Origin of the sequence: Rhodoferax sp. BLA1 (assembly GCF_013416775.1) — a bacterium.
Taxonomy (GTDB): Bacteria; Pseudomonadota; Gammaproteobacteria; order Burkholderiales; family Burkholderiaceae_C; genus Rhodoferax.
In genome coordinates, this window is the sequence record NZ_SZVI01000012.1 from 404,248 (window position 1) to 418,221 (window position 13,974).

The following is a 13,974-nucleotide window of genomic DNA, read 5'->3' on the forward strand; positions in this document are numbered from 1 at the left end:
CGATGATCTGACGCTATTGCGTACACTTCGTCATAAAAAATGCAGGGGAAAAGATGGAAAAGGTCTTCATACCAAGCTCTTACGATGGTCGTGAGCAGGCTTGGATCAAGCACCAGCTTTTGCAAAGCTATTTTGAAAAACTGATACTGATCATTGGAATGTCTCCTCAACGTGATCGTTCGGTTGAGATTTGCTATGTGGATTGTTTTGCTGGACCTTGGGGCGATGAGTCTGAGAGCTTGGAAAGCACATCTATCGCCATTTCATTGCGCACGATGGCCATATGCCGACAAAAGCTGGCAAAGTTGAACGTTCAAGCCACAATGCGGGCTTTATATATTGAGAAAGACCCCAAGGCATTCGGGCGGCTATCGCAGTATTTAGACGTCGCCACTCCTGCAGGTGTGGATGCAAAGTGCAAACAAGGTGATTTTTTGGATCTCCGAGAGCAAATATTGGATTGGTGCGGCCCATCTGCTTTCGTGTTTTTTTTCATCGACCCCAAGGGATGGAAAACTGTGGGGATTGATAAGCTTAAACCACTGCTCAAACGCCCTCGATCCGAATTTTTGATTAACTTCATTTACGACTTCATCAATCGTACAGCTTCGATGCCAGCGTGGCAGTTCGAGATTTCGGAGTTCCTTGGTGTATCAATGGATGTGGTTCAACGTCTGGACGGGCTACGCCCAAATGAACGAGAGCGCCTGCTTCTAGACAGTTATCGGGCCGGTCTCAAGCGAAATCGGCCATTTTCGAAGCAGAAATTCAGACCTAGAACTGCATATGTTCGAGTTCTTGATCCAAGCCGAGATAGACCTAAATATCATTTAGTCTACTTAACCAATCACCCCAAGGGGGTTATCGAGTTCATGGAAATTTCGCAGGGAGTAGACCTGGTTCAGCAGCAGGTGCGAGCCAACAAACGATATGAGATTCGAGAGTTACAAACGGGAATGCTGGATATGTTCTCCGACGAACCGGATACGAACACCCAGATCGTGCAGGTAAATGCACAGGATGTCGATAGCTATTGGTTCCGCTATCTCGAAAATGGTTCCAGATCCATTGGTGAGGAGGAATTTGCCGATATATTGGAGCAGACGGATTGGATGCCGGGTGATTTGCAATCTTCTCTAGTGCGTTTAATACGCTCTGGTCAGTTGCGTAACTTAGATGCGGTGAATTCTAGGCCCAAACGCCCATTGCATATCGAAAATGCCGAACGCCTAGAGCTGATACCAAATGTGCGGTATCCTCGATAGACAACGCTTGAGCTTTCATGGTGGTCATTTTTAGCACATTCTGAAGTTGTCTTGGCAATTTGATATTTTGTCAAATCAAGGTAATTTGTTTGGACGGCTCAATGACATCGTTAAGACTAAACGTTTTATTTGTGGATCTCCTGACTGTACAACCATCTTTGGAAACAATAACGATATTTTTTGAAGCATGCAATTGACGCGTGGCTTCCATTAAATGGTTTTCTGCCGCAGTTGAGTTGGTTACGCAGTTTTGAAAAATGTCAGCAAGACGAGTCGGTTTGTCGAGTTTGTATATGGTTTGTCCAAAATGTTCTCGCACTCCATTTATGCAAGCTTCCCGTGACCCTTCTCCTGAGAATTCAAAAGTTTCCTGTCCTGTGTAGTCGCTATCTTTATTTGCATTGTAGCCAAGGACAAATATTCCAGGATCCAATTCATGCCCGAATTCAGTTGCATGTTCCCAATGCAATGATTTCATGACTGCATGCGCACGATATGAATTCGACAGGTGAATTAACCAATAGCCCCAAGAATTCAGTCCAATAGGTTTGACAAAGAATAGAGTCATATACTTTGCACCTGTTTCTGATTTAATACCGTTCGCAACGTATCGCTGTAATGTTTTTCGCCATTCTTGCTTCTGAGTTGCTTTGAGTAGTCTTAGATTTTCCCATGGAATATATTTATCTAAACCGATGTTTTCTAAAGGCTTTCGGTTAGCCGCCCTGTCTGATAAATATGTTGTTAGATTGTCAACGTTAAACGTCATGACAACCTCCGCGCCCTTCAGCGTTTGTAGGATGTTAGCTATTTGGGGAAGCGGTATGTCTTTATAACTGTATTGATCCAATAGAAATAAAGCGTGTTCGCCCATTTTTCGCTGCTGAACTTTTTGAATAACGTATGGGAGTGCCTGAAGAAATTCTTTCGTAATAATTTCAGTTTTGTTGTAGTCAATTAGATCAATGGCATTTTCATCACTCTTTGCATTTATAAAATATCTGAGATAGTTTGTTGTATCCGGAGAAATGTCGATGAATGAATACTCCACATTGACATTGCGTGGAATGCGCCTATTCTGATTAAGATGTATTCTGGCTTCACGTATCGCCCGCATCATCAAGACTGGTGAACCATCTACCTGGCCCCCATCCTCTGCTAGGTAACAACCTCCACCGCAAAATCCATCAACAATGGAAAGTCGAAGTTCTGGAATGTTTGCTTGCGCCATTAACGTCAGAACATATTTTCTTACATATTCCTCAATAATGGTGTGTTTGGTTTGACTGTGTCGATCGAGAAGTGGAGGAGGAGACCCAATCCTCCAAAAGTATTTTCTGTCAGTCATTTATATCAATTGTTGTATTGTCGGCATTGCATCCCAAGTACGGCCATTTAGCTCTCTTCCATTTTGCTTTTTAGCTCGCTTTTTGCCGTCAGCACCCCATCCCCCCCATTGCTTAAAGAAGAATGCAACGCCAGCCGCTTCGCATTGTTCGTGGATGTCATCCACCCATTCCTGCTTCATCGGACGTGCTTTAGGACCAGATTCGCCTCCAACAATTACCCAGTGTATGCCTGTTAGATCTAGGGTGCCAACGTCTTGGAGTAGTGGCTCTACAGACAGAAACCGAATGGATGCGTTAATTTTGCGAAGATGGGCAATTCGGGGAACGCCATGCTTTCGATCTTCAACAGACACGCCCATCCATGCGTTGGACGGTGCGGTTTTTCCTTGGAGGTACTCGGCCATACGAGCGCTGCGCTTGGTCAGTATCTGGAATGTATGTTGCTTGGCCTGCGCGACAACCTCAAATACCTGATCGATATAGGCGAACGTCACGTCCTCATGAAATAGATCGGACATCGAATTTACAAAATAGGTCGTCGGAGTTTTTCGCTTCAATGGGTCTTGAAGTCGCTGAGGCAGCATGGTTAGTTCAAACCCATTTTCATACCCTGGTGTTTTCATCGCCTGTAAACGAGCTGCCATACCTTCAGCGTAGCAATGTTTGCATCCTGGAGACACTTTGGTGCATCCAACAGTCGGATTCCACGTGCGTTCTGTCCATTCTATTTTACTGATAGTAGTCATTTTTTACTCCTTTTTTTCATGCCACTGGCGTATAACTTTCACCACTTCTTGATCGTCCAAACTCGCCAAAAGATTCAGTAGCGCTTTCATCGCAAGTGGCGCATTAGTTCCCCTCTGGTATTCCATATACGTCCGATAACGAACGCCAATTCGTTCGGCCATTTCTTTCTGCGTGACTCGTCTTTTCTCCTTGGCTTCAACTAAGGAATGCGCTCCACGTATTAGCTCTTTTAATTCCACAGAAACCCTCGTTGCAATGACTCATTTCCAGATTAAAACATTATTTTGTAAAAATGTCAATAAATATATCCATTTTGTTCATAAAAATGTATATTTAATGCATAAATATGTACTTATAAGATGGGTGTCTATGTGGTGAGGTATGAAAATCATCAACACTGGAGCACTGTTTCCGTGAGCCGCGAGTGTGTATTCAGCGTGGCAATGTTTCAGGACAACGTTGTGCGGCGCAGCACGTGTAATGCATTCATGGCATTTCAGAAGAATCGTGCAGTGAATTGTTATTGATACACCTCACCAATTGCTAAACAGGGCATCGTCAATCGGGCGGCATATGCAACGTAGAATCCGCCGCAGGAGGTGGCAATGCGGTGGCAAAGCGAAGATACAGTTTCGACGAAGACAAGCTTTCTCGCTTCCTGAAAGAGGCCCGTGGACACGGGCACGGAAAGGACTATCGACCCTGGCTCACGATTCAGGATGTGTCGTCACTGGGCCGATCTTCCCGGATCCACAGTCGCAAAACCGACCGCGAACACCACTTGTTGTCAGACATCGAAACGGCGATGTTCTTGTTGCTTGATTGGTCCGATTCTGTGACCGACATCCGTGAACAGTTTCCGCTGGATCGGGACGAGACGCGACGCATTGCTGCCGACATGGGTGTGCGACACCCGGCCGATACACAGAGCCGAACCGACATCGTGATGACTACAGACTTTGTGGTGAATGTGCAAACCGGCGACACGAACACGCTGGCTGCACGATCCGTAAAGCCAGCAAGTGAACTTGACAAGGTCCGTATTCTTGAGAAGCAAGAAATTGAGCGCCGTTATTGGCACGTCAAGGGCGTTGATTGGGGTCTTGTGACCAATTTGGACCTGCCCGCTCAACGCATCAAGAATCTTCGCTGGTTGCACGAAATGCAGTCGCTGCAACATATGATGGCACCGCACCCAGACTACTGGGATGACCGGTGCAGCAGATTCCTGGCCTGCTTGCCGCAGGCGACCGGAATGTCCAACAAACAGTTTGTCCGGCTTCTGGAAAGCACACAGGGCTTTGCCAATGGCGAAGCCCTGACGGTTATACGGCATCTCGCTGCCAACAAACGGATCGCTATTGATCTCGATGCCAAGTTCGATATGCAAGGGCAGGTGGATTCGTTCATTGTTGCGGCTCAGTACGCTGCGGATCAGTCGCCCCGGAAGATAGCCTGATGCTGTTGCAAAATGATCTGATTGAGTACGGTGACCCGCTCGCCCGCACGATTCGGTTATTGTGGCTTAATCCAACGCAGTCTGTCGGGTTCGCCATCGACATCAACGCACACGATGCTGCGCCTGAGCTGGTGCAGTTGCACGCCCTGCAAAACGATCTGCAATCAGGACGTTCCAGGCTGCTGACAGCCGATCCCTATCTGACCATTGTGGAAGAAACATCTTTGCCTGAGCTGCGTAAACGCAGGCGAGACCACGCCTGGCAAATTGTTGAAGGTTTGGTTTGTGATGAGCCTGAGATCTACTACCCCAGGCACCGGGCGAAACGGGTTGCTGATTGTGTTGCTGCGGGGTGGACAACGAGAGCCACGATTTACCTGTATCTGCGCCGCTATTGGCAACGCGGCCAAACGCCAAATGCTTTGATTCCCGACTTTGCCAAATCGGGTGGCAAGGGCAAGGCACGGACCGCAAACGTGGACATCAAGCGTGGCCGTCCGCGCAAGCTGGGCGAATTGCCCGGCCTCAATGTTGACGAAGACATCCGCCAAGTTTTTCGGGTTGCCGTGGCACGCTACTACACCACCCAGATCAAGTTCACATTGCGGGGTGCGTACGACCAGATGATCAAAGACTTTTTCTGTGATCGTACGATTGACCCGGAAACTGGCCGTGTTACTCATGCCCCGAATGGAGACGTTTTGGCCAGCGGCTTTCCCAGCTTCGGCCAGTTCAATTACTGGCTGGAACAAGATCATGACCGACTGGACATCAAGCGAGAACGCTTGCGACCACGCATCTATGACAAGGATCTGCGTGGTTTGCTTGGCACCTCGACAGCGGAGGTCTGGGGCCCAGGTGCGCGCTACCAGATTGACGCGACGATAGCCGACGTGTACCTGGTTTCGCGCACAGACCGTAATAAGATCATTGGTCGCCCCGTGCTCTACGTCGTAATCGACGTATTCAGTCGAATGATTGTCGGCATCTACGTAGGCCTCGAAGGGCCATCATGGGTTGGGGCCATGATGGCTTTGGCCAACACGGCCTCCGACAAACAGGCCTTCTGTATGCAAAGTGGCCGCGAAATTGAAGTTGAGGACTGGCCTTGTCACCACCTGCCCGCCACGATTTTGGGTGACCGGGGTGAAATCGAAGGGCGCATGATAGAAACGTTGATCAACAACTTCAACGTCACAGTCGAAAGTGCGGCGGCCTACCGCGCCGACTGGAAGGGCATTGTTGAGCAACGATTCCGTCTGATCCCTGCCAAGTTCAAGCCCTATGTGCCGGGATACATCGACGTGGACTACCGCGCGCGTGGTGGCAAAGACTATCGACTTGATGCCGTACTCGACCTTGACCAATTTACCCAGATCGTCATCGAGTGCGTGCTGTATTACAACAATCACCATGAACTGAAACGATACGACAAGGACCGTGACCTAGCAGCCGACAACATTCCAACTGTACCCATTGACCTTTGGAATTGGGGTATAGCCAACCGTAGCGGAAGTCTCCGCCAATACCCAGAAGAATTGGTTCGTTTCAGTCTGCTGCCGTTGGAGGAAGCCACGGTTACGCTCAATGGCGTTCGGCTGAGAGGCCTTTTCTACACTTGCCAAAGGGCCTTGGAGGAACGTTGGTTCGATAGGGCGCGCCAGCGTGGCAACTGGAAGGTGACAGTCTCCTTTGACCCGCGCAACCTGGATGAAATCTACCTGCACGATCCAGTGGCGCCGATGCAGTTTCAGGTCTGCCAGTTGACCGAGAGAAGTCGGGCACATCGCCAAATATCGGTATGGGAACTCGGGCAAATGCAAGATACAGAAAAGCAGATATCGGCGAAACGGCAACCGCGTCAGCAACTGGCCGCAGCCGACTTGTCGGCCAGCATCGAAGGGATTGTGTCAGGTGCCGTAAAGCAGAAGGGTGAACCCAGCACCGAGAGTGCGGCCAAACGCACAAGAAACATCCGCGTTAACCGTGCCAACGAGAAGCAACTCAATCGAGGCGCTGAGACTTTTCGCTTCCAGGCAGATCCGTCAAGCCCGGCTTCCGGCAAGAGCGCTGATGTTCTTCAATTCCCAAGTGCAGCACCCGATGACTACAGCGAGCCCGATATCACTGAAATCTTAGGCAGCACTCCAAGCCATGACGACAAGCCCTGAAACACCCGCATCTTCGTTGCCCGAGTACGAAGGCAATCCCTTCATCGCACGCCTCCCGCCACTGCGGTCACAACTGCAGTTGTTGGACGCTCTGGCAGCCCGGCCGGAATACCATGCGCAGGAGCGAGGTTACGCAGCCAGCCTGCGCAAGCACTGCATCATGCGGTTGGGGCGTTATTTCGAGCCGTTGGAGCGTCAGATCCAGCTTGCTGATCGCTTTGGCATGCTCCTTCGCCAGGGCTACATCGGTCGCAATCCTCTCACCCACGACTACATTCGTCATCTGCAAAATGGTGCCGAACGCATCGAAGCCAAGTCACTGACGATCCCGACTCGCCAGCCGGTCGAAAATACTGCTACCAGCTTCGCGCTGGCTGGCTGCTCTGGCATCGGCAAGTCCAAGGCTATCGAGAAGGTGCTGCACCAGTACCCTCAGTGCATTCAGCACACAGACCCTTTCAGCCTGGTGCAAATCACATGGCTGAAACTGGACTGCCCGCACCAGGGGTCTCCCAAGCAGCTTTGTATCAACTTCTTCTCGGCTGTGGATCGGCTGGTCGGTACCAACTATTTCAATTGGTACGGCAGCCGCCGCGCGAGCGTGGACGAGATGATGGTGCACATGGCGCATGTTGCCAACCTTCATGCCTTGGGCGTGCTGGTAATCGACGAAATTCAACATCTGAACAAGACCAAGATCGGCCCGGATGCATTGCTGAATTTTTTGGTCACGCTCGTGAACACCATCGGCGTGCCCGTGATCCTGATTGGTACGCTCAGTGCGATTCCGCTGTTGCAGGAGAATTTTCGTCAGGCCCGACGCGCCAGTGGGCTGGGTTCACTGATCTGGGATCGCATGCCAAAGGGCAAGGCCTGGGACTACTTCATCAGCCAACTCTGGCAGTATCAATGGACACGTGTGCCCACGGAGATCAGTTCTGAGATTCGGGATGTTCTTTACGATGAGAGTCAGGGCATCCTGGACATCGTTGTCAAACTTTTCATGCTGGCACAGTTGCGGGTGGTCAGTATCGGTGAGGTGAGGCACGGTCCAGAAGTTCTGACGGCTGAGTTGTTACGCAAAGTGGCCCGAGAAGACTTTCGCGTTGTTCGGCCGATGCTGGATGCATTGCGTGCGAACGATACCAAAGCATTATTAAAGTACGATGATCTGTTGCCCTTGCAAGCCCATGTGAATCAGGTATTGGCTTCGGCGGTGGCGACACCGGCAAACATGGAGCGAATGCCTGCTGCCGCAGAGCATGTTGACGCGCCAATGCAAGACGACGGCACCGATTCAATACGCAAGGCCTTGAGTTCGCTTGGCATAGCCGACGATGTGGCGCATGTTTTGGTCAGCGAAGCGAGAGCCCTGAATCCGTCTGCCGATCCATTGCTGTTGATGGCCACGATCTCCGAACGCCTGGCGCAGCGCCCGGTGAAAGTGCGAAAACGTCAGTCGCCGAAGCTTTCAAAGGTTGTTGCACCACTTGCACAGGACTTGCGCCACGTTGTGGCGATCGGCAAAAAGGCCGGTCAATCCGGCTACCAATCGCTGCTGGCTGCCGGTCTGGTGAAGCCGCCGTTACTTGATCTTGCGGCGTGATGGTGACCAATGCTTGCATACTTCCCAAAGTTCTACCCCGGAGAGTTACTGTACAGCGTGCTGGCACGCTACTACCTGCATGTCGGGGCACCAGGACCGATGCACACGCTGGATACTTTGTTTGGCAACCGAAAGGTTATCGCCACTTTTGACTTGCCGGGACATCTCCAGTCTCTGGCTGATCGAGTTCCGTCAGATCAAGGTTTGAGCGTGGACCGCATTATTGACACACTCACACTGTTTCCCTACTTCACTGCGTTCGAACCTCCGGTGCGGCAGGAAAAGACTCGTGATGCAATGCGGAGCGGTACTATCGACGGGCTGCATGTGCGCCTTGGGCTGTCGGCGTTTCGTATTGGACGCAACCAACGGCTACGCTTTTGTCCAGAGTGTGCTTTAAGGATGAAGTCGGCGCATGGTGAACTGTGGTGGTGTCGAGATCATCAGTTGCCTGGCGTCCTGGTCTGTCCAGAACATGCTTGCCTACTGCTGGACAGCACGGTCTCGTTTCTGCAATTCAGTCGGCACGAGTTTGTCGCGGCGACGCAGGAAACTTGTCCACCACATGCCCGGCCAGCGGCGCCCGTGGTGGATCAAGCATGTTTGACACACCTGCATCGTGTGGCTCGACGTAGCTCTGATTTATTGTGCAGCCCACCGGCTCCGCGTACTTTGTCGCGTTGGACTACGTTTTATCGTAGTCAGATGCTCGAAGTCGGCTTGGCCAAGTCGGTTTCGACGATGGATCAACACCGCTTTGATTGTGAGTTTCGCAATTTCTATGGCTGCGTTCTGGATCTGTTGCCCTCCGTGATGGACGGCGGCGATTTTGCTGGTGACTGGCTGGCTTCAATGGTACGCAAGCATCGCAAAGCCAATCATCCTCTGTATCACGTACTGCTCCAGGATTTCCTGGCGCAGCGGGCGCGACCGGTATCGCCGTTTGGTGCTGGACCTTGGCCCTGCATTAACCCCTTGGCAAAGCATCGTTCACATTCGCCGATCAAGACCTTTACCCAACATCGAAACCACGGTAGCAGGGTGGGTGTGTTTTCCTGCATCTGCGGCTATGTCTACACCCGGTGCCTCGACTCGCACACAGGTACGTTGGGGTTGCCTCGTTTTCTGCACTATGGCCCACTTCTGGAACCTGTGTTGCGTCAACTTGTGATGGCAAGCACTGGGCTGAGAGAGGTCGGTCGATCACTGGGACTAGATCCGAAGACCGTGGTGCGCTTGGCAAGCGAGTTGGGCATTGCTGTTTCGTGGAAACCCACGTTATTTGACAAGCGGCAGCGAGTGACACCGAAAGTGGCGGTGCAATGCGTGTCCCCGTCATCGCACCTCAGCCCCGCAGTATCAGCAACTCGCGATATCTCAAGTCGAACCCGCTGTGACTGGCCTGAGATTGATGATGCCTGGGCTGCGAAGCTTAACGCATGGGTCGGCACTGTTCATGCGGAGAATCCACCGGTGCGCATCACTGTTGCTGAACTGGAGCGTCGACTTAACCTGCGTGGCTGGTTGCTCAAGCGGCGACATCGTTTGCCGCAGACGATGGCATTCCTGGCGCGAGTCGTTGAGACCACTGAGGCCTTCCAACTGCGCCGCATTCATTGGGCCATCGTCGAATTGGAGCGGTGTGGCGCTCAAGTCAAAGCATGGCAGGTCATGCGTAAAGCGGGCCTGCGCTCGACCAGTCTGGTTGTAATCAATGCAATCCTCGATGCTGCGCCCATCCCCTCGCGCATGGCTGCATGAGCCGGTTATTTTTTCGGCAGCTTGCCAAGCTTGGCCCAGAACAAGTCGAGTTGTACTGGCTTGCTGGCCTTTTTGAGGAGGAGAATGCGTGGTTCATCCGTGCCGTGATGCGCGGCATGGAGTCGAATCGGTATAGCATGGTTTCATTGCCTATTGGTCTGGCGCCATTGCTTTCGCTAGGGCATGTCTTTTCGGAAGGCGAGATGCTGTCATTGCCTGCACGCGGCATACATGGCAACGCGACAGTCATGGATATGTCTGACTATGAGGAAATTACCTCCGCTGATATCCCGCCAGAGCTTTATTCATTTGGTGGGAAGGGAGTCGGCATCCAACGACTGCTCCGGTATCGCACGGGGCACGGAGAGGTCCTGATTCCTTCCTTCGAACTGATCCGCTACCTTTTCCTGCACAACCGCACCCTGGCGAACGCCGTCATACGCCCCGGTGCATTGAACCTGCTGTTTCACCCCGAAGTCCCAGGCTACCGACGGGAGTTGAAGTTGCGCTTCACATCGCGGATCCCCAAAAGTTGCTTGTCGCGCCACTTTGCACAGGAGTTTGCGTGGATCGCGCTTGATCCCGATGCACGACGGGCTTGGGATAGCGTCTGCCTTCAAAGCCAGGGCAAGCAGTACGTGACCTTCACGCCGCCGCCACTTAGGGAGTCGGAATGGATGTTTAGGGGCGTTCAGTATGGTCATCTATGGTTGGTGCTCGAACTACTGCATCTGACCGGCAAGAACCACCCTTGCGACGAATTGCACTACGGTCACCCTTCCATGAAGGAAGTAATTCACAGCGCGGGTGAAAATGGCAAAAAACCAGATGCGGATTCCGACGACGAAGACGGTGACACGTCGAGGGAGCACGTTACCTACGACTACGAACTTGATGATGGGCAGGATGGGGCCAAAGCCGGAGGACAGAAGACGAAGGACACTTATTCAAAGCAATCCGACTTTGATCGAAGTATCACAGTCGAAAAATTGCTGATCAAAGTGGACAGGCCGGGTGGTGTGCAAACGAATGAAACTGTTCCCGCAACGGGCCCGCGTTCCGAGATACGCAAGACCATCAAAGTCAGTTCGGGTGAACAAAGCCTCAGTGCAAAGCTGCCATCACTTGAGTTCAAGTTGCTGACGCCTGCAGCGTGGGATTGCATTGGTGATCTGGAGGCGCTGGCTGGCACGGTGAGGCATATGGCGAACAGGCTGCCTTGGGTCCGTTTCGCAATGTCACTCTGTCAACTCAAGGCGGGACGGGTGTTTTCGATGGCGAATCGAAAGCCGCGGGTAGCACTTGTGGTGATAATAATGCCTCCAGATAACCCTTCAATCGTGTTGTTGGATGTAGATCGAACAGGCGATGTCGCACTGTCAATGGTTGCATTGCACTTCCATCGCTATTCGTCGTTTGACGTGGTCGAGGCTTCGGTCAAACGGGCACTGGACGGCTTGGTCGATGGTAGCGGTCACTGGGATCATAAGATTGAGCGTGAATTGACCGATATTTGCGGATGCGAACGATTGCCCAAGATGCTGACTCCGAGGAGCGACGCCAATATACGGGGGCAGACGGCTTTGTGGGCGATGAAATTGCTGCGCAGGCTGGGACTGGAGGTCGTACCCAGTGATTCCGAATGAGGATAGGACTTTATTTTGTGCATTTGAGATGCATGTGGCGGTAGTTGAGCAACTTAGGATGGAACTTTTTATTCCCGATCAAAGGCAAGCATCTATATAAATCAACAGGTTAGCGACGTTTTAAGATAGAACTTTATTTGTCGCTAACAATAACTTGTTCCAAGTATTGAAGTCCGTCAAAAGATGGCCGTTTATCCGCGCAAATGAAGTCCTAAACAAGAGCCCAACATATGCGGGTTTGCTCAGTCTTGGAAATTGGTGACCATTTCCAATATTCGCATAAACATCAACTTTTTGTTTTGTTCAGCAGGATGCCATCCATGGACATCATGGAGGGCTTGAAGTAAGCCTTCAAGCGCGTCGCGAGAAAACTCACTTTTGAAATGACTATATCCGCAAAGCCAATTGAGAGATCAATCGCACGGATAATCAGAATATGGATTATCTGTGCGAAATCGCTGCCTTATTGATGAGAAATGTGCGCATCTAGTTTTGAGGAAATGGGGTCATGCTCAATCACCTGAAGTTAAAAAATGTCGGCCCGGCGCCAAGCATGGAACTTACCTTTGGGCAGCGACTAAACCTGATCACGGGTGATAACGGACTTGGTAAGAGCTTTCTTTTAGACATTGCCTGGTGGGCATTGACCAGAAAGTGGCCTTCAGAAATCAACCCACGCCTTACTTCTGGCAAGAGGGCGCTTCCTAGCAGTGAAAAACTTGCGACGATCGGTTTTGCCTTTGCTGGTAAAAGTCGAGTCGAAGACTATGAGAGCAGCTATCTGCCGCGTGACGAGGCCTGGACGGGCCGACCAGGCCGGCCCGCCAACCCGGGGCTGGTTTTTTACGCCATGGCAGATGGCAGTTTTGCTGTGTGGGACCCAGTTCGTAACTATTGGCGCACCCAAGACGGGGTGGATGTGCAAGACCGCATCCCCGCTTATGTTTTCAGTCCCGCAGAAGTTTGGGACGGGTTGCTCGGCAAGGACGGCAAGCCGCTTTGCCTGGGCTTGGTGATGGACTGGGCGGGCTGGCAGAAGGAAAACAGCTCGGCGTTTGAGAGCCTTCAAGCTGTCTTGAAGGCCATGTCCCCCTCAGACAAAGAGCGCTTGACTGTAGGCGAACTGACGCGTGTCAGCCTGGACGATGCGCGGGACATTCCCACCATCCGCATGCCCTACGGACAAGACGTGGCCGTACTGCATGCATCTGCCGGCATGCGGCGCATCCTAGCACTGGCATATTTGTTGGTTTGGACATGGGAAGAGCATTGCAAAGCGGCGAAACTGTTACGAGAGGAGCCAACCAATCAGGTGGTGTTTCTCATTGACGAGGTGGAGTCGCATTTGCACCCACAGTGGCAGCGCCAAATCATTCCAGCCCTACTGGCAGTGGCGCGTACGCTCATCAAAAAGGCCGAAATCCAGGTCATCACCGCCACGCATTCGCCTCTGGTGATGGCCTCGGTAGAGCCCCTTTTTGATGCGAAGCGGGATGCATGGTTCGACTTGGATCTTGAGCGTAGGAAGGTCGTGTTGCGCCAACGTGAATTCGAGAAGCACGGCAGTGCGGCCAGTTGGTTGGTCAGCGAGGCATTTGACCTCCAAAGTGGTCGTGCGTTGGAGTATGAAGACTTGGTGAAGAGGGCTGCGGCCTTGTTGGAGCAAGATGCCCCGAGTGCCGACCGAATCAACGCGATGAATGCAAAACTCGTGGAGGCGCTCAACCCAACTGATGACTTCCTGTTCAACTGGCGTTATGTTTGTAAGAAGAAGGGTTGGCTTGAATGATTCCAGTGCAGTTACAGCCGGAGCCCATTGATTTTGATATGGAGGTCCGACAGAAGGGATTGGCCTGGATAGCTCAAAAGGGGTTCACATTTAATGCCCCAGCCCCAAAAGGGACCAAATTTCCCGCCTATTGGTCCCACTCGAATAGGCAGTTGTGGACAGCCTATTCGGGCGTTTGCGC

General features: G+C 51.8%; 10 protein-coding genes. 7 read left to right on the forward strand and 3 right to left on the reverse strand.

Features of this window, described 5'->3' with window-relative positions:
- The first annotated feature begins 53 nt into the window (after window positions 1-53).
- A complete protein-coding gene (gene tcmP / locus FDG13_RS14660) occupies window positions 54-1,265 on the forward strand; it encodes a three-Cys-motif partner protein TcmP (protein WP_180129143.1) in 1,212 nt (403 codons plus the stop codon).
- A gap of 70 nt (window positions 1,266-1,335) precedes the next feature.
- On the opposite strand, the gene FDG13_RS14665 is transcribed toward tcmP, so the two are convergent.
- Genes FDG13_RS14665 through FDG13_RS14675 form a run of 3 tightly spaced genes read right to left on the reverse strand, consistent with a single transcriptional unit; the run spans window position 1,336 to window position 3,600 of the window.
- Window positions 1,336-2,613 carry a three-Cys-motif partner protein TcmP gene (locus FDG13_RS14665; RefSeq protein WP_180129144.1) on the reverse strand — a complete coding sequence of 426 codons (1,278 nt, stop codon included), beginning with the start codon at window positions 2,611-2,613 and terminating at the stop codon, window positions 1,336-1,338.
- Window positions 2,614-3,360, reverse strand: a complete 747-nt coding sequence (locus FDG13_RS14670; protein ID WP_180129145.1) for a DUF5131 family protein — start codon at window positions 3,358-3,360, stop codon at window positions 2,614-2,616. It abuts the gene before it with no gap.
- Window positions 3,361-3,363: 3 nt separating this feature from the next.
- Window positions 3,364-3,600 carry an XRE family transcriptional regulator gene (locus tag FDG13_RS14675; protein ID WP_180129146.1) on the reverse strand — a complete coding sequence of 79 codons (237 nt, stop codon included), beginning with the start codon at window positions 3,598-3,600 and terminating at the stop codon, window positions 3,364-3,366.
- 542 nt (window positions 3,601-4,142) lie between these two features.
- On the opposite strand from FDG13_RS14675, the gene FDG13_RS14680 reads away from it, so the two are divergent.
- From FDG13_RS14680 to FDG13_RS14705, 6 genes are all read left to right on the forward strand, one after another.
- On the forward strand, window positions 4,143-4,820 hold the full coding sequence (locus tag FDG13_RS14680) for a TnsA endonuclease N-terminal domain-containing protein (RefSeq protein WP_218942738.1): 678 nt from the start codon (window positions 4,143-4,145) through the stop codon (window positions 4,818-4,820).
- The gene (locus FDG13_RS14685; protein WP_180129147.1) at window positions 4,820-6,991 is read left to right on the forward strand and encodes a Mu transposase C-terminal domain-containing protein; all 2,172 of its coding nucleotides are present in this window, start codon (window positions 4,820-4,822) and stop codon (window positions 6,989-6,991) included. The genes FDG13_RS14680 and FDG13_RS14685 overlap by 1 nt, the downstream gene beginning before the upstream one ends.
- Window positions 6,975-8,597 carry an ATP-binding protein gene (locus FDG13_RS14690; RefSeq protein WP_180129148.1) on the forward strand — a complete coding sequence of 541 codons (1,623 nt, stop codon included), beginning with the start codon at window positions 6,975-6,977 and terminating at the stop codon, window positions 8,595-8,597. The genes FDG13_RS14685 and FDG13_RS14690 overlap by 17 nt, the downstream gene beginning before the upstream one ends.
- Window positions 8,598-8,606: 9 nt before the next feature.
- Window positions 8,607-10,358, forward strand: coding sequence for a TnsD family Tn7-like transposition protein (locus FDG13_RS14695; protein WP_180129149.1), 1,752 nt, complete (start codon window positions 8,607-8,609; stop codon window positions 10,356-10,358).
- On the forward strand, window positions 10,355-12,004 hold the full coding sequence (locus FDG13_RS14700) for a hypothetical protein (protein WP_180129150.1): 1,650 nt from the start codon (window positions 10,355-10,357) through the stop codon (window positions 12,002-12,004). Before FDG13_RS14695 ends, FDG13_RS14700 begins: the two co-directional genes overlap by 4 nt.
- Window positions 12,005-12,512: 508 nt before the next feature.
- The gene (locus FDG13_RS14705; RefSeq protein ID WP_180129151.1) at window positions 12,513-13,793 is read left to right on the forward strand and encodes an AAA family ATPase; all 1,281 of its coding nucleotides are present in this window, start codon (window positions 12,513-12,515) and stop codon (window positions 13,791-13,793) included.
- The last annotated feature ends 181 nt before the right edge of the window (window positions 13,794-13,974 follow it).

Coding starts and splice junctions, on each gene's coding strand:
- FDG13_RS14695 (WP_180129149.1), top strand. CDS start 8,607: ATGCTTGCATACTTCCCAAAGTTCTACCCCGGAGAGTTACTGTACAGC.
- FDG13_RS14705 (WP_180129151.1), top strand. CDS start 12,513: ATGCTCAATCACCTGAAGTTAAAAAATGTCGGCCCGGCGCCAAGCATG.
- tcmP (WP_180129143.1), top strand. CDS start 54: ATGGAAAAGGTCTTCATACCAAGCTCTTACGATGGTCGTGAGCAGGCT.
- FDG13_RS14665 (WP_180129144.1), bottom strand. CDS start 2,613: ATGACTGACAGAAAATACTTTTGGAGGATTGGGTCTCCTCCTCCACTT.
- FDG13_RS14700 (WP_180129150.1), top strand. CDS start 10,355: ATGAGCCGGTTATTTTTTCGGCAGCTTGCCAAGCTTGGCCCAGAACAA.
- FDG13_RS14690 (WP_180129148.1), top strand. CDS start 6,975: ATGACGACAAGCCCTGAAACACCCGCATCTTCGTTGCCCGAGTACGAA.
- FDG13_RS14670 (WP_180129145.1), bottom strand. CDS start 3,360: ATGACTACTATCAGTAAAATAGAATGGACAGAACGCACGTGGAATCCG.
- FDG13_RS14685 (WP_180129147.1), top strand. CDS start 4,820: ATGCTGTTGCAAAATGATCTGATTGAGTACGGTGACCCGCTCGCCCGC.